This window comes from Clostridium pasteurianum (genome assembly GCF_001705235.1).
Lineage (GTDB): Bacteria > Bacillota > Clostridia > Clostridiales > Clostridiaceae > Clostridium_S > Clostridium_S pasteurianum_A.
The window spans coordinates 4,415,130-4,438,651 of record NZ_MCGV01000001.1 but is presented as its reverse complement, the minus strand read 5'-3'; the positions used below and the strand labels follow the sequence as shown (position 1 = coordinate 4,438,651).

The window sequence follows — 23,522 nt, the reverse complement described above, 5'->3', positions numbered from 1 at the left end:
AGTATGCCCGAACAAAGTACACTTAATATTTTACACAAAAATAAAATATATTACAACATTTAAATATTATTCGGAGGGAATTTAAATGAACAATAAGATTATTGAAAAGATAGAAGGTATAATGATGCCAATTGCTAACAAAGTATCTAGTAATAGATATTTATTAGCAATGAGAGATGCTTTTTCAATATTACTTCCTTTTATCATAATTGGTTCGGCATTTGGAATATTTAATTGGGTTGTTTTTGATCCAGCAGGAACAATTATGGGATCAACTGGACTTAATTTGGGTCATAAAATAACAGGATTAACTGGCAAAGCATACGATTCTTCATCTTTTGTACAAACATTAACAAGCTTACAGTATATGTGTTCTATTGCTTTAAATGGTGCTTTCAGTGTATTCTCTTTATTATTAGTTATTGCCTTTGGATATAGATTGGGAAAAATTTGGGGTAGTGAAGAGTTTCTATCTGCAATGATTTGTTTAGTATCTTATTTGATAGTTACTCCACAAAGTATAAACTATGTACTTAAAAATAAAAGTACTGTTACAGTTCCAAATGCATTTAATATGAATTATTTTGGTTCAAAAGCAGTTATTACAGCCTTAATTGTAACTACCATTGTTGCTTATTTATTTGCAAAACTTTCAAACAATGAAAAACTTCAAATTAAAATGCCTGATGGAGTACCACCAGCTGTTGTAAAATCATTTCAGACTCTTATACCAATTGGAATAATAATATTCTTAGTTGCATTAGTTGCATCAATATTACATTGGACAAATCAACCTGCTTTAAATGATTTGATATATACAGTTATAGGTGCACCACTTATGGGATTCTCTCAAGGACTTGGATTTGCACTTATATACCAGTTAGTTGTATGGGTGTTCTGGTGGTTTGGAATTCATGGACACAATGTTACAGCAGCTATACAAAATGCAGTTTATCTCCCAGCACAACTTTCCAATCAAGCAGGAACAACTCATTATATATACACGAATGGATTTTTCGAAGCTGGATTAATGCACATAATGGGGTTGATAATTGCAATATTCATTTTCTCTAAAAGAGAAGATTGGAGAGCAGTTGCTAAAGTAGCAGCACCATCAATGATATTTAACATACAGGAACCTATAGTTTTTGGACTTCCAATTGTTTTAAATCCGCTTTTACTTATTCCATATATTTTAGCACCTATTATGCAGGTGCTTATTGGCGGAGCAGCTATTTCACTTGGAATTGTACCAGTATTTAAATATGTTGTTCCTTGGACAATGCCTGCTTTCTTTGGAGCATTGGTTGGAACAGGATCACTTGCAGGTGGATTGCTTCAATTAGTATGGCTTGTAATCGATACTATAATTTATGCACCATTTGTTATAGCAGCTAATAAAACAGCAAAAGCAGGACTTTAAGTAGCAGTGATTTATAATATTAAAAAAATTCTATAAAAGTTAAGGTAAAAAAATCATAAAATTTTAAGATTTTTTTACCAAACTTTTTTACCCTTAAACTAGAATTATAAACATATATGTATATGAGGAGGAATAATTATGGATGAAAAAACAGAGCAACAATCAATGGAACTTATTTTAGATGCAGGAAATGGTAAAGCTTTAGCTGTAGAAGCATTTAGAGGACTTCTTCAAGATAAAGATGTAGAAAAAGCAAAGAAAAAGTTGAAAGAAGCTGGAGCTGAAATAGGAAAGGCTCATAATATACAGACAAGTTTGCTCCAGCAGGATATATCTGATAAACCTGTTGAAAAATCTATTCTTTTAATACATGCGCAAGATCATTTTATGACGGCATTAACAATGAGGGATATGGTTGAACTTTTAATAGAAATGTATGAGAAATTAAATCATGAAAAATAAAACTATTAGTATAAATAAAACTACAGGTTTTGCATCAAGGCGTATATTTTGTACAGTATTAGACTTAATAGTGTGGTATCTAGTATATATAATAATTTTACTTCCAGCTTATTTTATGCAAAATGGTATGCCCCAAAAAGCTTTAAATCCTTACATATATAAAAATAGATTTGATGTAATAATAAAATCGCCCACATTTTTAATACTTTATTTAGGATTTATAATTTTATGGGAGATGTTAATTCCTGTAATAACTAATGGTCAAAGTCTATTTAAGAAAAAATTTAATCTGAAAATAGAGTGCGATGGCAATGGTAGTTATATTAATTTTGTTGTTAGAGGTTTAGTTAAAATAATAATATTAAATCCATATGGTGTTATTGCATATTTGATAAGCAGTTCTTTTAAAACCGGAAATGGAAATTTAATTTCTGATTTTTTTACGATTTTAACAATAATATGTGGAGTATTAATACTAATGAACAAAAAAACAATTCATGATAAAATATCAAAAACTCATGTAGTTTTAATAAAATAAAAGCCAGGAGTTGATTTTAATGAAATATACATTGCCTAAAAATTTTATAGTAGGAGCAGCTACTTCTGCTTGGCAGTCTGAAGGATGGACAAAAAAAAATGGAAGACATCATTTTGTTGATAGCATGTACATGGCAGCACCTGAAAGATGGCATGATGGCATTGGTCCAACAATAGCAGATGATTTTTACAATAGATGGAATGAAGATATAGATTTAATGAAAGAAACAGGTCTTGATTCCATAAGAATATCCATCGATTGGAGCAGATTTATTGATGATTATGAAAAAGTTACAGTAAATGAAGAAGCAGGTAAATTTTATGACAGCGTAATTGATAAACTTAATAAAGTAGGTATAATGCCTATGATATGCTTAGAACATTGGGATATTCCTCTTGATTTATACAATAAATATGGCGGATACGATTCATCTAAAATAATAGATTTGTATGTAAAATATGCCAAAAAAGTATTTGAAAGATACAATAAAAAGGTTAAATACTTCTGGACATTTAATGAACCAATGGTAATTCCACAATTGTGTTTTATGGATGGATTTTGGTATCCATACAAGACAGATACAAAAATTGCAATGCAGTGGATATATGGAAAAGTATTAGCCAATGCTAAAGCAGTTAAAGCTTTTAAAGAAATGAACGTAGAAGGAAAATTAGGAATAATATTAAATTCTTCTGTTATATATTCAAGAAGTGATTTAAATCCTAGTGATAAAAAAGCAAAAGAAGTTGCAGATCTATTTTACTGGAAAAGTTTTATGGATCCATGTATTAAGGGAAAATTTCCAGAAGAACTTATAAAAATACTTAGAGAAGAAAACTGTATGTTTAAGTATGACGAAGAAGAATTAAGTACAATAAAAAACAATACCATTGGTATATTAGGCTTTAATTATTATCAGCCAATGAGAGTTATGGGTCAGAGATTTAAATTAGCAGACAATGCTCCATTCCACCCATCTAAATATTATGAAGAATATGATATGCCAGGCAAGAAAATAAACCCATATAGAGGATGGGAAATATATCCTAAGGCAATTTATGATGCAGCCATGAGAATAAAGAATGAATATGGAAATATTGAATGGATAGTTACTGAAAATGGCATGGGGGTAGAAGGAGAAGAACAATATAAAGATGATAAAGGTGTTATACAAGATGATTACAGAATAGAGTTCTTTAAGCAACATTTGGCTTGGCTTCTTAAGGCAGTTGATGAAGGATCAAACTGTAAAGGCTATATGGTTTGGAATTGGATGGACAATATTTCACCATTAAATGCATTGAAAAATAGATATGGTCTTGTAGAAATGGATTTAAAAAACAGTAGAGCTAGAAGAATGAAAAAGTCAGGACATTGGTTTAAAAAACTTCATGATACAAGAAACTTTGATTATGAAGAAATAAAAAAAGAATATAAATAACCTAAAAAGAAAGGAGGAGCTGACAAGGGGAGCTGTTGCACAAAACGTAAATAATGCAAACTAATTTAAAAATTAATTTGCATTATTTTTTAAACTAAGAATTATTAATTTTTAATGTAATAGCACCTATTTGTACAGCGAGGAAGATTATGTATCCATTAAAATTTCAACATTTATATTATGAAAAAATTTGGGGTGGAAGAAAACTAAAGAAATTTAGAAATGATGTGCCAGATGGAAATATAGGCGAAAGCTGGGATGTGGCTTGCCATAAAAATGGAACAAGTATAGTTTCAAATGGGGAGTTTAAAGGAAAAAGACTTGATGATTTAGTAAAAGAAAAAGGCATTGAAATAATAGGTAGTAAAATAGGTAAAGACTGGTTTCCACTACTTATAAAAATTATAGATGCAAAGTCAGATCTTTCCGTTCAAGTACATCCAAATGATAAGTATGCAAAAGAAGTAGAAAATGAAATGGGTAAAACAGAAGTTTGGTATGTAATTCAGGCGGATGAAGGTGCAGCATTAGTAGTAGGAACTAAGGGTAAATGTACTAAAGATGAGCTTAAAGAAGCCATAGAGACAGGAAAACTTGATAAGTATATGAATAAAATACCTGTTAAAGCAGGAGATGTTTGCTTGGTAAGAAGCGGCATGATTCACGCTATATGTGGTGGAGTTTTAGTAACAGAAATACAGCAAAATAGTGACACAACTTATAGAGTTTATGATTATAATAGGGGAAGAGAACTTCATGTAAAAAAAGCTCTCGATGTTATAGATTTAAATCTAAAAGCTAAAAAGAGCAAGGGAATAAAACTTACTTATGAAGGCTATGAGAAAACACATCTTTGCCTTGGAAAAGATTTTTCACTTGAACTTTATGATGTTTGTAGTGAATTTACTGAAAAAAGCGATGAAGAAAGATTTTATATATTCACCTGTGTTGATGGAGCTGGAGAAATACTGTATGATGGGGGCACTGAAAAGATAGAGTTTGGAGAAAGCGTTCTTATTCCTGCATCACTTGGACAGTATACTGTGAAGGGAAAAGTTAAGCTTGTAAAAAGTTATGTGCCTGATGTAGATAAAGTAGAAAGTAAGATATTAAATGAAATAACTTATTAAATGAAAATAAAAAATGGGAGGTACTAAGGTGCTTCTCATTTTTTATTTTAAGATATAAAAAGAACTTGTTCATAATGCTAATTATACATGTTTTGAACAAGTTCTAAAAATAAAAATTATATTATTTTATGATTATATAAAAATTATTTAAAGTTACTGTTGAATAGTACAAGTTTGTCCATTTAAAGTAAAGGATGTTGGAGAAGTTAGTACTCCACTATAGTTTACATTAAAGCCAAAACTTTGAGTTCCACCGTTTGCAGCAATAGTTTTATTCCAGTTTGCATTTCTGAAAGTTGCAGTTAAACCATTGGTAGTATAATCAGCAGACCAAAAATTATTTATAGTTTCACCTAGTGGTAAATCCCAAGATAGCTGCCAACCATTTATAGGAGTTGCTCCATTGTTTGTTATTGTTACATTGATAGTAGCACCAACCTTCCAATCACTGCTAATGGTATATTTTATAGAAATAGGCGATTGAGGTTCTGAAACAATTGTATAAGAAGCTGAAGTAATATCTGAATCTTTCATTCCAGCGTTAACTGCATAAGCTTTTACCATTTCATTTTTTGATACATTAATAGGGGAACTGTATATAGCTGAATTTGTATTTGGATTGCTTCCATCTGTAGTATAGTAAATAGTTGCTCCTGGTGTAGCACTTGAAATTGATACAGTTTGAGTAGAATTATATTTACCTGATGGTACGCTAAATACAGGTGATACTACTTTTGAAATGCTGGTACCAGGTTCAGTAGTAACACTTAATTCTTTGCTTGAATTTGATACGTTTCCAGCAGCATCCTTAGCCTTTACCGTAAAATTGTAAGTAGTACTTGGAGCTAATTCGGTTACAGTATAGCTTGGCACTGTACTTGATCCTACCTGTGTAGATCCATTGTATATATCATATTCAGTTACTCCCACATTGTCAGTTGAGGCTGTCCATGAAAGACTAACAGAATCAGAAGTTTTTGCACTACAGGATAAATTGTCTGGTGCTGTTGGTGCTTCAGTATCTATCACCTTGCTACCGTTTTTTGCTGACATTTTATCAGACATAGTTTTATAATAGTCAAGAATACTGTCTCCATGCATAATTGTAAAATCATCTAATCTTCTATAATTATAGTTCCAGAACATACCTCCAGCAGCATCCATTTTATCTATCGTATCAAATGCAGCTTTCCAATAAGCTTCTTTATTATTGTGACTATTGAATTCGCCCATTACAAAAGGTTTTTTAACTACTTTATGTGCATCGTTAATCCAGGCAGTCATTAAAGTTTCAGTTTGAGATGGAGTTAAGTTTGCCCAGTTTTCATCAGGATATGGATGAGCTGAACAAAAGTCAATGTATGGAGACTGCTGAATATAAACGTATGGATTTCCTTCATCACCTCCAAAGTTATATTTACTTCCATGACCTTCTAAGCCTGCATCAACCATATGATTTGAATCTATGGATTTTATATAACCTGCCATTTCGTCAACCCAAGATCTTAAAATTTTACCGGTTACGTTTTCATTGCTAGTTGTATCTTCATATCTTGGTTCATTCATAAGTTCCCATGAAAATATAGTAGGATCATCCTTATAAGCTACTCCTGTGTAGTGATTTATTCTATCTATAAAATGTTTTGCGTAGTCTTTATAATTAGCTTTACAATTTGTATTTGTAAAGAATTGTGTTTTTGAGCCACTAAGACCTTCCCAAGAAAGTTTTTTGTTTATTCCGCCATAAGCATCCCAGTAATTTTCAAGGCAAATTATTACCTTCATACCATGTTTCTTTGCTGACTGCATGATATAATCAAATTCCATAAATTCTGCTTCATTGTATACTCCTTTGGCGGTTTCAAATCCATGCCAACTTTCATTTGAAAATCCCCAGGTTCTTACAACCTTGACTCCATCTGACTCCATCTGTGCCATAAGACTGTCAATTTGAGATTTGCTCATATAATTGTTTTCTATTCGAGATTTGCTTAAATTGGATGAATCTCCATCACCGTAGGTAAATAAATCATAAGCATTAGCACCTGTAAAATAGAATGGATGTCCATCAACAGAAAATTTTGTACCTTCTGCCTTCACAAAGCTGTTGTTATTATTTGCGGCTTTAACCTTAACATTGTTACTTAAATTAATACTGAGCGACATAAGTGTTGCAATACTACATGCAATAATTTTTTTGAATTTCAAATTTATACACCTCTTTTTAATTATTAAATGTACATTAGGAAAGTTATAAAATACTAATATTTTAACAATTTAACAATATAAATTTTAAAATAAATATTGAAGGTTAATATTGAAGGTTAAAAAAAGCAATGCAAATTATATATTCATATTATAATAAATTTATAATATGATAATGTTATAACATTTTAAAATATACGTAATATAAATATTTATATTGCTAACTTAATAATGAATAGTATTTTATAATCTATTCCTAATGTAAATATGATTTATTACATAATAATTATACCAAAAAATTACTTTTTGACAAATTGTAATAAATATGAATATTATTTGTTTTTGATATAATTAATCAGTATATTCCATTCATAGTTGCCTTTTTTTAGTATTATTACGTATATTTTAAATTTACTATTTTAAACAGTATAAAAACACATTATTTAGTGTACAACTCAATGTAATAATTTTATTGCTTTATATACTGATAATAGTAGTTTGATGTTTGCAAAGAAAAAGATATAATGTTATCATAATATAAAGTTACTAATTTCTATGTAAAGTTTAAATTGTAACTATTGTAAATGTTTTTATGAATGATATGATGCTAAGAATGGTTTATATTTGATATAACTGAGTTGAATGTGTACATAAATGCTAAAATTAAGATTAATTAAAAATATAATTGTAAATAGAGGTGAAAATTATGAAGCTTGATTTCAGTAGTGGAGCTAAACCTCTCTGGAGTCAGATGGCAAGCATAATTAAAAGTAGGATTGAAAATGGTGAATATAAAATAGGGTCTCTTCTTCCATCGGAAATGAATTTTGCAGACGAATTCAATGTCTCAAGAATAACAGTAAGGCAAGCACTTAATAGGCTTATGACCGATGGATATATATTGAGACAAAGAGGTAAGGGTACTATAGTAAAAAAGGATAAAAATAGTTTTTCAACAAGGATGCAATCCTCTTTTAAGCAACTGCAAGATGAATATGATAAAAAAAAGAAAAATCTTTTGAGTGTTCGTAATATTAAAGCACCCAATAATATTGCAGAAGTGTTTGACATTGAACCTGGAGATAATATTATAATGCTGGAACGTTCTGTAGAATTAAAAAATAAGATAATAATTATGTATTACAACTATATAAATCCCACGGTTGGAGCATCTTTAAGCGATGATTTTTCAGGTTCGTTAAGTAAATACTTAGAAATGAAGGGATTCTATATAACTTCTGCAAAAGAAGTAATTTCTGCAAAGATATCTTCAGAGAACGATAAAAAGATTTTTGGATTTAATGATGATAAGGCAATGATTTTAAAGACAAAATATTCTTATTCTAGTAGTGTTCCTGTGGCAGTGACTTATGGAACTTATATAGCAGAAGAATATAGCATTGTCATAGAATTAGTATAAAAAAATTAATGTTTTGTTCTATGGATATCTCAGTGGCTGTTATACTAAGAAATTAGTATAGCAGCTATTTTTTATAAAATTTATCGACATATTTTTAATATATGATATAGTTTTTTAGAATGTATTTTTATGTCCAAAATTTAAATAGGTATTGTTGGTCTTGGAAGTATAGCAAATAAGGTGTATCTGCCTTTTTATCAAGAGGAGAAGCTTGGAAGCTTGCAGGAGTTTTTAGTCCAACTGAGTCAAAGATAAATAAAATGTCTTAGTAAGTTCTTTTGGTTTATATTTACTCTCAGGTTTTTGGAAATAGGCTTAGTAATAGAATAAATATTAATATCAAGAATACTTTTAGCAATACTTAATACACTAATAAGACTTTTATTAGGTTGTCCATCACTTTTATGAAAATAGTAAGTTATATTACCACTAGAAATATTTCACCAAATTATAGATAATATATTGTTCTTTGTCATTTTTCAATTGCTAATTTGGTTTTGTTATGTTGTTTTTTTATGGATTGATGTCACTTTTACAGCAGCACATCCTGAGACTAAAATATATATGTATATAATAAATTATACATGGATATATTGGTTAATATTTTTATTCTACCCATAAGCAATCTGAGTGTCGCCTAGATCACTTTTTTACTTTTTACCATATCTTTTTAGAAGAAATTCCACATATGTAAGGGTTTCTTCATTTATATCTTGACATGAATTTATCCATCCTAAATTTTTCATACCTACTAATATATAGTCTTGTATTGTTTTGAATTTGAGAGACTCTTTTTCATCTAAATATCCAGAATAAATTAATAGTTGTTCTTTAGCAATATTAAGTCCATTGGCAAGCTTAACGATGGTACTTGAGTCAGAACTTTCTATGCTGTTGTTCTCTATTCTACTTATTGTAGTATTACTTAAACCAGCTATATCTGCAAGTGTCCGCTGTGAATATCCCCTAATAATACGGATTCTCTTTATATATTCTCCAAAAGTTTCGTTATGAAGTTTTACTAATTTATTATCCATATATTGTACTCCTTTTAATAAAAATACAAGGATATTATACCATATAATGTTAAGATATCGTATTAATTATTGACATTAATTTTATTGAAGTATAAAATCTGAATAGAACATATGTTCACAGTAGGTTAATAAGAGGGAGTGCTAAATATGTATAGGGAAGATTATTATAAGTTTTCACATTACTTGTTACCATATTCGATATTTAAATTTGGAAATGTAATTATAAAAAGAATATTAGAAGATGAAGAAGAATTTATTGAAAGTCTAAAAGTATCATGGAATAGTATTGAATTGGAAGGAAATTCGATTAGAAGTAATCCTCCTAGTTTTGATATTGATAATATAAAGATAGATGAAAATAAAACTCTTATTATAATTAAGATACCTGAAGCAAAAGAAGAAAGAGAAACTTCATATATAGGTATTGGATTTAATAAAAATAATGATTTTAGATATTTCACATATGAAATAGGAAAAGGTCTGCATTATGAAAAGATATATTTTTTATGTGAATGGACAAAAAAATTTAATCATATAAATCATGGAATGTACAGCAGTAATGATATTGAAAATTTTATAGATGATATAAAAACATTATTATAAGTTTATGAAAGAGATGAGTAGTAGTGAAAAATAATAATTAAAATGAAAAAGAAGAATATCTATTTAATAATATATGTAGGTATATAGACAAAAATTAAATATCTCCAACATTAACAGAATTAAAGAATATTCTATGGGCTAAATCTTACAAATATACTTGTAAATTATTCGAAAAAATTAGAAAAGTTTAATCAAAAGTACTCTAATCAAAATAATAAGTAGATATTAGTAATATACAAAGTCTTATGTGAGTATTGATAAATGAATATATCAAGTTATGAAAGAGATAGTATTAATTTTACAAAACTCCAAACGTGGTATGCTGAGAAATTTTATTTTGTGTTGCATTCAAATAGATGCTATTTATAAAAGACCGGTTTACCAAAAAAGAAAAACGTGTTACTATAATAAAGTAGTAAAAAATTTTTATTTAGAGAAATAATAAAATAGAAAATCTAGCTTATAGATTTATTGATAAATCTATAAAGCAGCTAAAATAGTAATTAAATTATAATTTTGTAATAATTTAGCTACTTTTTATTATTATGATGGATGTGATATTATGAGTACAAAATATGAAATTATTGCTGACAAGATTAGGCAAAGGATTATTGATAAAACATATGAACCAGATAATTATCTTCCTAATCAAAAAATATTGATGAATGAATTTAATGTATCTAGAACTACCTTAAATAAGGCTATTACAGTTTTAGTCATGGAAGGATTGGTTTATTCAAAGCGTGGAGCTGGAACTAAAATTATAAATAGAAAGTTTTGGTATGAAAATGAAAATACAGATAAACATTATCAAGGACTTGCTGCTCGAATGAAAAAAGCTAATAGGATTTTGGTAAATAAAATTATTGAATTTAATGTAGAACTATCAAATAATATTATTCAAAATAAGCTTAAATTAAAAGAGAAATCCCCTGTTTACAAGATAATTAGGTTAAGGGTATTAGATTCAAAGCCATACATGTTGGAGCATACATATATTCCTGTTAATCTTGTTCCAGGCTTAACCGAAAAGGAAAGTGAAAAATCTATTTTTGAGTACATGCGAAACATATTAAAAATTCAATTTTCAGGTTCTTTTAAATATTTCCGAGCTGATATTCCTAATAGTTATGATATTGAATATTTAAAATGTTCTGAAAATGATCCTATTTTTCAAATTGAAGAAACAAATTTTACTTTAAATGGAGAACCTATTGAGTATAGTATTTCAAGAAATAAATACAATATTAGAGGGTATGCACTACGAGAGGTAAATTTTAAATAAAAAATTAAATAATTTAATAGTAATGTTAATGATTTGAAAAATAAAGGAATTATTTAAAGATTTATGTAAACTGAGAAATTGACATTAAACAATAGCTCTGTATATATGTGTAGTAAGTTATATAACTTTAGTATGGATTTTATTATACAAGGAAATGTAATTATAAGTGTATTGGGATTTGATTTAGGTGGAGCTAGTATAAAATATGGCATAATTAATGAAAATGGAAATATTCTGGCAAATGGGAAACTTAAAAGCTCTAAGGAGGATATTGAAATTTTTATAAATAAATTAAATGATATTAAGTTAATGTTTCAAGAAAAATATGATATTGTTGGTGTTGGAATAAGGTTTTCTGGAGCTGTTGATAATGATACTGGAATAGTAGGTGGATTTAGTGCAATTCCATACATACATGGTTTTAATATAAAAAAAGATATGTGACACTAACTGTGCTGCATTAGTAGAAGTATAGAAGGGAGTAAATCTTCATTGTGGGGAATGGAACTATAACTTCATTAGATGATTATAATACTTTAAGTAAAGCGGCATCACATTGGAAATGGCAGTTGCTAAAGCAAAAAAATATATCAGAAGATAAGTTCAATGGTGAAATGGCAGTTACTCTCATGGAAAATGGAGATAAAAAGGGTAAAAAAGAAATTGAAGCCATGTATGATAATGTAGCAAAAGCTATAACAATATACATATAATCCAGAAATGATTATAATAGGCGGAGCTGCGAGTGATAGAAAAGATTTAATAGATAATATAGATATAATATTAAAAAATTTAAAATTAAATTGCTAAGATAAAATCATGCATAAAAAAATGTAAATCTGAAAACAATGCCAACTTAATTGGAGCTGTTTATAATTTTTTGAATGAGTAGTTTAAGAGAAGATAATATGACATTTAGTAAAATTTTTTTATATGGTGAAGTAGTTGAAATCTCATCAAGTAAAAGGTATATAAGGTAAAGGGGAAATACTTTAGTCATATTGTTTTTTAAAATTTTCATTAAACTCTAGTATCCTATAAATAATTTATAGGATACTAGAGTTTTTTCATTTGTATAATGTTAATAAATTTAGTAGTATGACAAGTTAAGGTTAATAAGCTAAAGTCATACATTACATAATATAAAACATGACTACTTTTTTAAAAAACCGGTTTACTTTTTTAAAAAAGCGTGTTAATATAATAAAGAAGAATAAAACTGGTACTTGCTATATAAATAGTTACAAGATAATATTTCAAAATGGAGGTATAAATGATGGATTTAGAACAGACCGTAATGAATATAATAATTTATTCTGGCGACGCAAGAGGATATATGTATGAAGCTCTTGAGAATGCCAAAGAAGGAAAATATGATGAAATAGGCAGTCTTATAGACAAGGCAAATGAAGCTATAGGTAAGGCTCATGATGTTCAGACATCAATGCTTCAAAAAGAAGCAAGTGGTGAAAAGTTAAAAGTATCAGTATTATTTGTGCATTCGCAGGATCATTTAATGACAACGATATCAGAGAAAAATATGATCTGCGAAATCATTGAATTAAGAAAATTAGTTAATTCATTGATGAATAAGTAATTTATCCATAAAGTATTAAAAAATGATATTTAATATAAGAAAGAGGAGGAAGTTATTATGGTTACTATTAGATTATTTTGTGCAGCAGGAATGTCAACAAGTATGCTTGTTACTAAGATGCAGGAGTCAGCAAAAAAAAATGAGATTGAAGTAGATATAGAAGCCTTTCCAGAAGCTGAAATGGCAAAAAGATTAGAGGGAGTAAATGTTGTACTTTTAGGACCACAGGTAAGATATGCTCTTAATAAAGCTAAAAAAGTATGTGAACCTAAGGGGATACCAGTAGAAGTTATAAGTCCAGCAAGTTATGGAATGATGGACGGTGCTAAAGTATTAGATCAAGCTTTAAAGCTTGCTAATAATAAATAAAATAATATAGAAATAGGGGGAAAATCATGAGTGAACAAAAAGAAAGCAAATTTATGTCCAAATTGGAAGAAGCACTTATGCCAATTGCAGGAAAAATATCGGAGAACAGATACCTTCTAGCAATACGTGATGGTTTCATGCTTGCAATGCCACTTCTTATAATAGGAGCAATGTCATTATTATTTGCTAATTTTCCTATAACAGGATATGGAGACTTCATGAAAGGTATATTTGGAACTGGTTGGGATGACTTTTTCAATATTCCTTATAACTGTAGTATGGCACTTATGACTATATTCGTTGTTATGGGTATAGCGGTTAGTCTTTCAAAATACTATGATATTGAACCAGTAAGTACCGGAGTAACTGCATTAGTATGCTTTTTTATAGTTACACCTTTCTGGATGAATTATACACCAAAAGGAACTAAGAGCAACTTTTTTATATCAAGTATAATTCCTACAGATTGGCTTGGCTCTAAAGGATTATTTGTTGGAATGTTTACAGCTATAATTGTAACTGAAATTGTTAGACAAATTATTCATCGTGGATGGGTAATTAAAATGCCAGCTGGTGTTCCACCTTCGGTTTCAAAAGCATTTTCAGCTTTAATACCTGCATTCTTTGCAATGTATGCTTTCAACATAATAAGATTGTTATTCACATATACTCCGTACAGTACTGTTCATATGTTTATATTTAAAATCTTACAGCAGCCACTTACTTCACTTGGTGCTACTTATCCTGCATCAGTTATTGCAAACTTTTTCATGCAATTATTTTGGATATTTGGTATTCATGGTTCAAATGTTGTTGGTGCTGTTACACAACCACTTTGGTATTCTTTGCAGGCAGAAAATCTTGCAGCTTATCAGGCAGGTAAAGCTTTACCCCATATAGTAATTCAGTCATACCAAGATTTATTTATACAATTAGGTGGATCTGGAGCCACACTTGGATTATGTTTATCAATGATATTCCTTTGTAAATCAGAGCAATGTAAAAAAATCGGAAAACTTGCAATAATACCTGGTATATTTAATATTAATGAACCTATTACTTTCGGACTTCCAATAGTATTAAACCCTATTATGGCTATACCATTTATAATTGTACCTTTGGTTCTTACTACAGTAGCTTATTTTTCAATGGCCACTGGATTAGTTCCTAGACTTTCAGGTGTTTTGATACCTTGGACGACACCACCAGTAATCGGAGGATTCTTAGTCTGCGGTGTAAGAGGAGCAATTCTACAAATAGTTGAATTACTAATTTCAACTTTAATATACTTACCATTCTTAAAAGTGGTAGATAAATCTTATTATAAAGAAGAACAATCTGTTCCTGCAGAAGCTGAGTAAAATGAATTTTAAGTTTTTGGAAACATAATTGATTGTTTCCAAAAACTATTTTTAACATTTAAATATAAGTTAAATAAATTTTTCAATATTAAGGAGGATCTTTAATGGTAAATAAAAAATTAGATGTAATTCCTGATAACTTTTTATGGGGTGGAGCTGTAACTTCCTTTCAAACGGAAGGCGCATGGAATGAAGGAGGCAAAGGGCTTTCTATAGTTGATGTAAGAGAGATAAAAGATGATTTTTCAGATTGGAAAGTGGCAATAGATTTTTACCATAAATATAAAGAAGATATAGCACTATTTAAAGAAATGGGTTTTAATGCTTACAGAACAAGTATTTCATGGGCGAGAATTTTTCCTGATGGTGAGGGAAAAGTAAATGAAGAAGGACTTAAATTTTACGATGATATGTTTGACGAATTATTAAAAAATGGTATACAGCCGGTTATCACACTTTATCATTTTGATGTACCGTTAGCTTTAGCTGAAAAATATAATGGCTTTGCTTCAAGAAAAGTTGTTGATCTATTTGAAAAGTATTCAAGAACGGTATTTGAACGTTTCAAAGATAAGGTTAAATATTGGATTACATTTAATGAAGAAAATTTGATGTTTGGAATGCCTGAGCACTGGGGAGTAAAACTTTCTGGAGATGAGACAGATGAAACATTAAGATATCAGATGTGTCATAATGTTTTTGTTGCTCAAGCAAAGGCTAAAAAAGCGCTTAAAGAAATAATTCCGGATGCTAAAATGGGAGGAATGGTTGCATATACAACATTATATCCTGCATCCTGCAATCCTAAAGATAACCTTGCACTTGTTAAGGCAAAAGAACTTTTTATAGATTTCTATTTTGATATATTTGCAAATGGAGAATATCCATCATATATTACAAGTTATTTGAAAGAAAAAAATATTAAACTCCAAATGGAAGATGGGGATCTTGAACTTATTAAAGAAAATACTGTGGACTATTTAACTTTTAGTTATTATCAAAGTCAAATTGTAAAAGATGTTAATGAAAATGATGAGTTAAATCTTAAAGGTATTATGCCAAATCCAAATTTGAAGAAAAATGAATGGGGTTGGTCTATTGATCCTATAGGACTTAGAGTAGCTTTAAAGGATGTTTATTCAAGATATGAATTACCTATTTTTATATCTGAAAATGGAATTGGAGTAAGAGAAGAACTTAATGAGAAAAATACAGTTGATGATGATTATAGAATTGATTATTTAAGAGAACATATTAAGCAAATGGAGATTGCTATATCAGAGGGTGTAGAGGTAATTGGATATCTAAACTGGGGTTCAACAGATCTTTTGAGTTCAGGCGGTGAAATGAAAAAAAGATATGGTTTTATTTATGTAAATCGTGGTGAGAAAGATTTAAGAGATTTAAAAAGATATAAGAAAAAGAGTTTTTATTGGTATAAAAAGGTTATAGCCTCTAATGGAAGAGAACTAGATTAAGAATATTCTATGTAATTAATGAAAGGATAAATGATGCTATGAATATAAGTATAATTGATGAAATAAAAATCAGCTTATTTAAACCACATAAATATAATGAACTAAAAAATGAATCAATTTTTAGGATAATTTTATTTCAGGGCATTACAGTGATAATAAGCATGCTATTTTTAATAGTATCACAGCTTCTAATCTCGATATTTACAGGCAAATTTTCAGAATTTAAAGTGTATCTAATGGGATTTACTTTCAAAAATGCTTTGATTACTGCTTCTACTATGTTTCTAGATATAATGCTAGTTACACTTATAATAAGCTTTATATTTAAAGTTGCAGCATTCATTAGAAAATCTAATAAGTTGAGCTTTAAAGTTACATTTAATTATATTGCACATTCTTTGCTTATTTGTTCTTTGTTTAATAGACTTTTTGGACCATTTGTCATTATGCTAGTACTTAGTTACTATTTAATGGCTACTAAAGAGAATATTCCTGATGTAAGGCATCTTCAAAAAAATAATAAGTCCATTTAGCTATATTGAAAAATCAGCAAAAAATAGTGGAATGTTAAAAAAATAGTTTTTATACGTTAAACTAATTTTTAAACATTCCACTCTTTATTAGCTATTTTAAAAAACAATCCATATGGGTACAACAATTATAGTTTTCAAAAACTAATTATTCGAGGCTTAAAGATGTGTTATCAATAAATATAAGCAAACATATATAAAGGTCAAACTGAAATACGTGTAAAAACACCTTTATTTACATATGATGATATAGTTATGCCATATTGGCTTATCATGAACAAGTGGTAATGTGTCAGGTGAAATTATAAAGAGATTTAAATTATGTGATGAGAGAAATTGCAAGGTTAAGTTTACCATGCATGATAACAAAATAAACAGCATAATATCTACAAATACAGGGTATTTGTTTGATGCCGTAAACGCCATTTTGAATATTATAAAAATATGCTATATAAATTAGGCTGGTGAATGTATATGAGATTAATAACATATGTATAAATTTTTATGTCAAAATTAAAACAAATAATTATTTTGTATATCTTTTTTATAAAAGAAAGGAGGTAGCTGATAAGAACATTACAAATCATGATAATGTTTATGCAGCGAGATGCTTATGTATCCATTAAAATTTGAACATTTATATTATAAAAAGGTTTGGGGAGGAAGAAGTTTAGAAAAATTTAGAAATGATTTACCAGAAGGTAATATAGGTGAAAGCTGGGATGTTGCATGTCATAAAGATGAAACAAGTATAGTTTCTAATGGAAAATTTAAAGGAAAAAGGTTAGACGATCTAATAAAAGAAAAGAGAAATGAAATTGTCGGTACAAAGATAGATAAATTTTGGTTTCCATTACTTGTAAAGCTTTTAAATACTACATCAGAATTGTCTGTTCAAGTACATCCAAATGATAATTATGCCAGAAATGTAGAAAATGATATGGGAAAAACAGAAGTTTGGTATGTAGTTGATGCTGAAGAAGAAGCTGCACTTATAGTTGGAACTAAAGGTAATTGTACTAAAGAACTATTTAAAGAAGCAATAAAAAGCAGTGAATTGGAAAGATATATGAATAAGATACCTGTTAAAAAAGGAGATGTTTATCTCATAAAAAGCGGCATGATACATACTATGACTGGAGGCCTGATAATAGCTGAAATACAGCAAAACAGTGATACAACTTATAGAGTATATGATTATAATAGGGGAAGAGAACTTCACATAAAAAAGGCTCTTGATGTTATAGATTTAAATATAAAAGCTAAAAAAAGCAATGGAATAAAACTTACTTATGAAGGTTATGAGAAAACGCACCTTTGCCTTGGAAAAGATTTTTCACTTGAGCTTTACGATGTTTGTAATGAATTTACTGAAAAAAGTGATAATGAGAGATTTTATATATTCACTTGTGTTGATGGGAACGGAGAAATAGTTTATGATAATGGAACTGAAAAAATAAGTTTGGGCGAAAGTATTTTAATACCTGCTTCACTTGGAAAATATATTATAAAGGGTAAAATTAAACTTATTAAGAGCTATGTACCTGATATAAAAAAAGTTAAAAATGAAATATTAAATGAAATAATTTATTAACTAGGGATAATGTCAACATTTCCAACAAAGACCAAGCTAAGGCAAGAAATAGGTAATTGTAATTATATAAATGATATAATTTACTTATTATTTATATAATTATGAGAAATGATAATATGAAAGGTAATAACATTTATGTTATCCATGGTTATATGTCTTCTAACCAAGCAGAGTGGTTTCGATAGCTGAAAGAACAATTTAAAAATAGTACTGTTAAAATTAATATTCCTAACATGCCTGATTCGATTAATCCCATCTTGAACCTTGGCTTGAACATCTTCGTAATAACGCTTTGGATATTGATTCCCCTAAAGAGCATTGGTAAGTGATAGCACTGATGAAAACTTATCAAACAGATGTGTTATAACAGATATGAAGCATAAAATAAAATTTCTGATTGTAGTTTAACCATGTTTAAATAAGTGTACTATATTACAAAATTTAACAAATAAAAGGATAAAGTCGCATATTCTCAATTTAAGGAGAGTATGTGGCTTTTATTTATTTTGTTTTTCAATTATATGTATATATAGGACTTTCGCCAACATTATTGCATTATCATATACTGAAGGAAAAGATGATATTATTTTAATTAAAGACAAACTTGAAGAAGTATTGGATTACTCACCTAGCATTATGTCTAAGATTGAAACTATGAAAGGTATTGACAATTCAGATGAAATTATAGAACATAGTGATTCTCTAATGCTTGCAAGAGGATGCTTAGTTTTGAATATAGGAATATCAAGACTTTTATATTATCAAGATTTAGTTTTAGACAAGTGTAAGAAAAGAAATTGTAAGTTATATATAGCATCGGAATTACTTTCATCTCTTGGTAAGAAAGAGTGGCCAAGTCGTTCTGACATATGTGATATATCTTATATTGTAAAAAAAGTTTTGAAGATATAATATTAAGTTCTTAATTAAGTAGAAATGAAAAATTATCAACTGCAAATTATTATTTAAACCAGGTATATGATATAATAGAAAAAATATCTAAATATTATATTACAATATAGATAAACTTTGATAATAACGCTATAAAACAATACTTGGGCTTAGTTTACTATGTATGAAAGATGATTAAATAAGATATTGTTAGGAGATGAGCTGATGAAAGTTATTGATGATATAACAAATTTTATATTTGTTGAAGATGAACCACATAAAGTCGATGCGATTTTTATACCTGGAACATCCTTGGCTGATCCAGCTGAGAAGGCTGCTGAACTTTGGAATAAAGGATATTCAAATTATATAATACCATCAGGGAAATATAGTTCAAAACTAGGATATTTTCCATCAGATAAAACTAAAGACACTTCCTATGAGAGAGATTATGAAACTGAATGCGATTTTTTTTGTGAAGTATTATACAAAAATAACGTGCCAAAAGAAATTGTTATTAAAGAAAAATCTTCTCAAAATACCTATGAAAATGCGTATAAATCAAAAGAATTAGTTGAGAGCTCAAATATAAATTTAAAAAAGGCTATCGTATGTTGTCAGTCATATCATGCACGTCGTGTGCTAATGACATATAGTTGGGTTTATCCTAATACTCAATTTTATATTTGTCCTGTTGACACTCGAGGAATAACCAAAGATAATTGGTTTACATTTGAGTATGGTATAAACCGAGTAATGGGGGAATTAGCAAGATGCGGACATTACTTCCCCGATATGATAAAAGAAATATATGAAAAAGAACTTAAAGATAAATAAAAATATTGCTATGTATGAAAACTATAAAGCATGAAACTTATAGATGAGCAGAATACGTATGAGGTTTAAAGATATATTAAATAATATTGGAGTTATTATGCTTAGAAAATATTTATTAAAAAATAAATTACTATTTTTAACGGCATCATCATTACTCAAATATATTGTTGATACTGCCGTTCAAGAGGATATAAATAAATTTAAAAGATCTATAGTATTGTGGGGGGCTTTATCATAAGTAAATTGATTATAGACTGTGTAAGTCAATATTTTAATGCAAATTTTATAAAGAAATCCATGGTTTGTGTAAAAGATGATATTTTCTTCTTCCTTATCTAAGTATTCAGATGCAATAATTAATTGCTTTTTATTTAAATTTAATAGCAAACCCATATATAATTATGTTTAATAAAATTATAACATAAGTGGGAGAATAATGGCGAAAAATATATTAATATAGATATTTAGAATTAATAAGTATTATACATTATCAAAATTTATATAACGAAATTAAAATTATTAATTACAAATTAAAAAGAACTCTTAGAATGTTTCCCTCTTGATTTCAGATAGCTTTTGTTGTATAACAGCGTAAACAGTATCAGGAATTTTATTTTTTCTCAATATTTCACTAATATAGTCTTTACTATATCCTAGACTTATACTAACACTTTTCCATGATTTAGCACCCATATACGCTTTTAATTTAAGTAATTTTTCCTTTGAACATTTTTCCTTCATATTATATAGCTTTAAGTAATTAATATGATTGATACCAAAATAATTACAAATAAGTCTCCAATAATATGGATTATTTAATTTGTCTTCTTCTACATGCATTAATGTATCAACTGAGATATTTATTTTTTTACTTAATTTATCTAACGTCATATTATTTTTAAGTCTTAATTCTCTCAATTTAGTTCCATAGGAATTTATATTTATAATTTTTTTAGAAATAACTTTTTCTTTCTTTATGTCAAATTTGCTACCCGCAAGGACACGGATTAATGGCGGATATAAATAAGAAGTTAGCTGGGTAAGTTACATTTCCTGTAGATCTAGAAAGTTTTATAATTTTATCCTCTAGAGGCTGTCTTAACACATCAATTACACCTCTTTTAAATTCAAGTAATTCATCTAAAAATAGAACACCATTGTGGGCGAGGGAAATTTCACCTGGCATAAGTCTATTTCCACCACCAACCAATGATATCTTTGAACATGTATGATGTGGAGCCCTAAATGGTCTTTTAAGAATTAAATTCTTATTTCCTAAATTTCCGGAAGCACTGTATATTTTTGTGACTTCAATAGCTTCCTCATAACTTAACGGAGGTAATATGGTTGGAAAGCGTTTTGCAAGCATTGTTTTACCTGAACCAGGAGGTCCGTAAAGCATTATGTTATGTCCGCCTGAAGCTGCAATTTCCAGTGCCCTTTTGGAAACTGACTGACCTAAAACCTCTGAAAAATCCACGTCATATTTGCAATCTGATTTTTTACTGTGATTTTTACAGTACGGAAGTATGTCTCTATATTTTATAAAATTTATTACTTGAAGTAAATTTGAGAAAGGATATAGATTTATATTTTTTATAATTGAACATTCTTCTACATTATCGGAAGGTATTATGAAATTAATTAAATCTTTATGTATTCCTTCTAAAATAGCAGGCAAAGCACCACGTATTCCTTTTAAATTTCCATTTAGTGAAAGCTCTCCTATAAGCATAAAATCATTTTTATCATCAAAAATAACCTGTTTTGTAGCAAGAAGTATACCTAATGCTATAGGCAAATCAAATAATGAGCCTTCTTTTTTTAAACTTGCTGGAGCTAAATTCACAGTTATTCTACATACAGGAAATTTAAATCCAGAATTTATAATAGCAGATCTGACCCTTTCTTTAGATTCTCTTACTGCAGTATCTGCTAATCCTACTATATTAAAAGTTGGAAATCCTTTTGAAACATCTATCTCTACAGATACCATAAATCCGTTTATTCCAGCTAGTGAAGCTGAGTTTAATATTATAGTGGACATATTATATTTTATTACCTCCTTGTATAAAGTCGTTACATAAAGATATAAATTTATACTCTCTTAAAATAAATTATTGACAAGGATATTTTTTTTATTCTAATTTTTTTTTGAATAAAAAAGTATTTTATGAACATAATTATGCATAAAGAATTTCAATAAGAAATAAATATTTATAAAAACTATTAGGAGAATAATAAAATGTACGATAATGATTTATGGTTTACCATAATTAACATGTCTGATAAAAGTAAGCAAGAACTTTTAAAAAAGTACAAAACTACCGATGAAATTTTGTACAAATTTAGAAATGCCTCATCGTTTAGTAAATATAAATTTGATGCTGATGAAATACAGTATACAAAAGAGTTAATGCGTAAAAATAATATGAAAATAGTTTTTTGGAATGATGAAGATTATCCTAAAATATTAAAAAACTATGATGATATGCCATATGGTTTATTTTATATGGGAAATATAAAAAAATTAAATGATATATCTCTTAATATTGCAGTTGTTGGTTCTAGAAAATGTACTCAATATGGAAAAGATATAACTAAGATAATTTCTCGTGAAGTTTCATTAAATGGTATTGGTATTATAAGTGGTATGGCTAGAGGAATAGATACATGTGCTCATACAGCATGTATAGAAAATAATGGTTACACGTGTGCTGTACTTGGATGCGGTGCTAATGTTATTTATCCTAGAGAAAATAAAGATTTGTATTGCAAAATTATAAGAAGTGGGTGTATAATTTCTCAATATAAGCCAAATACAAAACCATTGTCTTATAATTTTCCAATAAGAAATAAAATTATAAGCGGCTTAAGTAAATTAGTCTTAGTTGTTGAAGCAGGAATAAGAAGTGGATCATTAATAACAGCACATATAGCCTTAGACCAAGGAAAAGATGTTGCTGCTGTACCTGGATCTGTTTTTTCTAAAATGAGTCTCGGAACTAATCAGTTAATAAAAGAAGGAGCTTATGTTGTAAGAAATCCAGATGATTTATTTGATGTTTTAAATTTTGAAAAAATTAATTTTAAAAAAATAAGCGATACTGCAGGAACTGTGAAAATGTCTCAAAAGCAGAAACAAATATATGATATTATTAATGATAAACCAATTCATGTTGATGATATAAAACAGTATCTTAATATTGACATTCAGGAACTTTATGAGTTATTATTTGAAATGCAGTTAAAAAATGAAATAATATGTTTAAGTGGAAGCTATTATGTAAAAGTAAATAAGTCTTTATAAATATATAACTT

24 protein-coding genes and 1 pseudogene are annotated in these 23,522 nt (G+C 28.4%); 21 read left to right on the top strand and 4 right to left on the bottom strand.

The features are described from left to right. The first annotated feature begins 85 nt into the window (after positions 1 to 85). From BEE63_RS19975 to BEE63_RS19955, 5 genes are all read left to right on the top strand, one after another. The gene (locus tag BEE63_RS19975; RefSeq protein ID WP_066023059.1) at positions 86 to 1,423 is read left to right on the top strand and encodes a PTS sugar transporter subunit IIC; all 1,338 of its coding nucleotides are present in this window, start codon (positions 86 to 88) and stop codon (positions 1,421 to 1,423) included. 138 nt (positions 1,424 to 1,561) lie between these two features. Next, positions 1,562 to 1,885 carry a PTS lactose/cellobiose transporter subunit IIA gene (locus tag BEE63_RS19970; protein ID WP_066023058.1) on the top strand — a complete coding sequence of 108 codons (324 nt, stop codon included), beginning with the start codon at positions 1,562 to 1,564 and terminating at the stop codon, positions 1,883 to 1,885. Beyond that, positions 1,875 to 2,423, top strand: coding sequence for an RDD family protein (locus tag BEE63_RS19965; protein WP_066023057.1), 549 nt, complete (start codon positions 1,875 to 1,877; stop codon positions 2,421 to 2,423). Before BEE63_RS19970 ends, BEE63_RS19965 begins: the two co-directional genes overlap by 11 nt. Before the next feature lie 19 nt (positions 2,424 to 2,442). Beyond that, positions 2,443 to 3,864 (top strand): glycoside hydrolase family 1 protein, encoded by a 1,422-nt coding sequence (locus BEE63_RS19960; protein WP_066023056.1) that lies wholly within the window; start codon positions 2,443 to 2,445, stop codon positions 3,862 to 3,864. Between the two features lie 149 nt (positions 3,865 to 4,013). Further along, the gene (locus tag BEE63_RS19955) at positions 4,014 to 4,994 is read left to right on the top strand and encodes a type I phosphomannose isomerase catalytic subunit (protein WP_066023055.1); all 981 of its coding nucleotides are present in this window, start codon (positions 4,014 to 4,016) and stop codon (positions 4,992 to 4,994) included. Between the two features lie 153 nt (positions 4,995 to 5,147). Here the strand turns inward: BEE63_RS19955 and BEE63_RS19950 are convergent, their stop codons facing one another. After that, positions 5,148 to 7,202 (bottom strand): cellulose binding domain-containing protein, encoded by a 2,055-nt coding sequence (locus BEE63_RS19950; protein WP_066023054.1) that lies wholly within the window; start codon positions 7,200 to 7,202, stop codon positions 5,148 to 5,150. Between the two features lie 703 nt (positions 7,203 to 7,905). Here BEE63_RS19950 and BEE63_RS19945 point away from each other — a divergent pair. Then, positions 7,906 to 8,619, top strand: coding sequence for a GntR family transcriptional regulator (locus tag BEE63_RS19945; RefSeq protein ID WP_066023053.1), 714 nt, complete (start codon positions 7,906 to 7,908; stop codon positions 8,617 to 8,619). A 650-nt stretch (positions 8,620 to 9,269) separates the two neighbouring features. On the opposite strand, the gene BEE63_RS19940 is transcribed toward BEE63_RS19945, so the two are convergent. Continuing rightward, positions 9,270 to 9,656, bottom strand: coding sequence for a helix-turn-helix domain-containing protein (locus BEE63_RS19940; protein ID WP_066023052.1), 387 nt, complete (start codon positions 9,654 to 9,656; stop codon positions 9,270 to 9,272). Positions 9,657 to 9,803: 147 nt separating this feature from the next. Between BEE63_RS19940 and BEE63_RS19935 the strand changes: the two genes are divergently transcribed. The 14 genes from BEE63_RS19935 (at position 9,804) to BEE63_RS19875 (ending at position 20,439) form a co-directional block, all read left to right on the top strand. Next, positions 9,804 to 10,259, top strand: coding sequence for a hypothetical protein (locus tag BEE63_RS19935; RefSeq protein ID WP_066023051.1), 456 nt, complete (start codon positions 9,804 to 9,806; stop codon positions 10,257 to 10,259). A 562-nt stretch (positions 10,260 to 10,821) separates the two neighbouring features. Further along, a complete protein-coding gene (locus BEE63_RS19930; RefSeq protein ID WP_066023050.1) occupies positions 10,822 to 11,544 on the top strand; it encodes a GntR family transcriptional regulator in 723 nt (240 codons plus the stop codon). 132 nt (positions 11,545 to 11,676) lie between these two features. Then, on the top strand, positions 11,677 to 11,988 hold the full coding sequence (locus tag BEE63_RS19925; RefSeq protein WP_066023049.1) for an ROK family protein: 312 nt from the start codon (positions 11,677 to 11,679) through the stop codon (positions 11,986 to 11,988). A 50-nt stretch (positions 11,989 to 12,038) separates the two neighbouring features. Further along, complete coding sequence (locus BEE63_RS19920) at positions 12,039 to 12,257, top strand: hypothetical protein (RefSeq protein WP_066023048.1); 219 nt, start codon at positions 12,039 to 12,041, stop codon at positions 12,255 to 12,257. Between the two features lie 560 nt (positions 12,258 to 12,817). Next, a complete protein-coding gene (locus BEE63_RS19915; protein WP_175400876.1) occupies positions 12,818 to 13,141 on the top strand; it encodes a PTS lactose/cellobiose transporter subunit IIA in 324 nt (107 codons plus the stop codon). A 57-nt stretch (positions 13,142 to 13,198) separates the two neighbouring features. Beyond that, complete coding sequence (locus tag BEE63_RS19910; protein ID WP_066023046.1) at positions 13,199 to 13,510, top strand: PTS sugar transporter subunit IIB; 312 nt, start codon at positions 13,199 to 13,201, stop codon at positions 13,508 to 13,510. 26 nt (positions 13,511 to 13,536) lie between these two features. Then, the gene (gene celB, locus BEE63_RS19905) at positions 13,537 to 14,871 is read left to right on the top strand and encodes a PTS cellobiose transporter subunit IIC (RefSeq protein ID WP_066023045.1); all 1,335 of its coding nucleotides are present in this window, start codon (positions 13,537 to 13,539) and stop codon (positions 14,869 to 14,871) included. A gap of 104 nt (positions 14,872 to 14,975) precedes the next feature. Further along, a complete protein-coding gene (locus BEE63_RS19900; RefSeq protein ID WP_066023044.1) occupies positions 14,976 to 16,349 on the top strand; it encodes a glycoside hydrolase family 1 protein in 1,374 nt (457 codons plus the stop codon). Between the two features lie 38 nt (positions 16,350 to 16,387). After that, positions 16,388 to 16,882: a hypothetical protein gene (locus BEE63_RS19895; protein WP_066023043.1), complete on the top strand. Its 495-nt coding sequence runs from the start codon at positions 16,388 to 16,390 to the stop codon at positions 16,880 to 16,882. A gap of 286 nt (positions 16,883 to 17,168) precedes the next feature. Next, the gene (locus BEE63_RS21870; RefSeq protein ID WP_157797126.1) at positions 17,169 to 17,339 is read left to right on the top strand and encodes a hypothetical protein; all 171 of its coding nucleotides are present in this window, start codon (positions 17,169 to 17,171) and stop codon (positions 17,337 to 17,339) included. Positions 17,340 to 17,492: 153 nt separating this feature from the next. Beyond that, positions 17,493 to 18,473 (top strand): type I phosphomannose isomerase catalytic subunit, encoded by a 981-nt coding sequence (locus tag BEE63_RS19890; RefSeq protein ID WP_066023042.1) that lies wholly within the window; start codon positions 17,493 to 17,495, stop codon positions 18,471 to 18,473. 429 nt (positions 18,474 to 18,902) lie between these two features. Further along, positions 18,903 to 19,385 carry a pyruvate kinase gene (locus tag BEE63_RS21295; protein ID WP_081312625.1) on the top strand — a complete coding sequence of 161 codons (483 nt, stop codon included), beginning with the start codon at positions 18,903 to 18,905 and terminating at the stop codon, positions 19,383 to 19,385. Between the two features lie 204 nt (positions 19,386 to 19,589). Continuing rightward, positions 19,590 to 20,201, top strand: a complete 612-nt coding sequence (locus BEE63_RS19880) for a YdcF family protein (protein ID WP_066023040.1) — start codon at positions 19,590 to 19,592, stop codon at positions 20,199 to 20,201. 43 nt (positions 20,202 to 20,244) lie between these two features. Further along, a complete protein-coding gene (locus tag BEE63_RS19875) occupies positions 20,245 to 20,439 on the top strand; it encodes a hypothetical protein (protein ID WP_175400875.1) in 195 nt (64 codons plus the stop codon). 305 nt (positions 20,440 to 20,744) lie between these two features. Here the strand turns inward: BEE63_RS19875 and BEE63_RS19870 are convergent, their stop codons facing one another. Further along, positions 20,745 to 21,119 (bottom strand): helix-turn-helix domain-containing protein, encoded by a 375-nt coding sequence (locus tag BEE63_RS19870; RefSeq protein ID WP_066023038.1) that lies wholly within the window; start codon positions 21,117 to 21,119, stop codon positions 20,745 to 20,747. Positions 21,120 to 21,192: 73 nt separating this feature from the next. After that, positions 21,193 to 22,248 (bottom strand): annotated as a pseudogene (locus BEE63_RS19865) (YifB family Mg chelatase-like AAA ATPase); the annotation flags it as partial. Positions 22,249 to 22,446: 198 nt separating this feature from the next. Between BEE63_RS19865 and dprA the strand changes: the two are divergent. Continuing rightward, positions 22,447 to 23,511 (top strand): DNA-processing protein DprA, encoded by a 1,065-nt coding sequence (dprA, locus tag BEE63_RS19860; protein WP_066023037.1) that lies wholly within the window; start codon positions 22,447 to 22,449, stop codon positions 23,509 to 23,511. Positions 23,512 to 23,522: the final 11 nt, after the last annotated feature.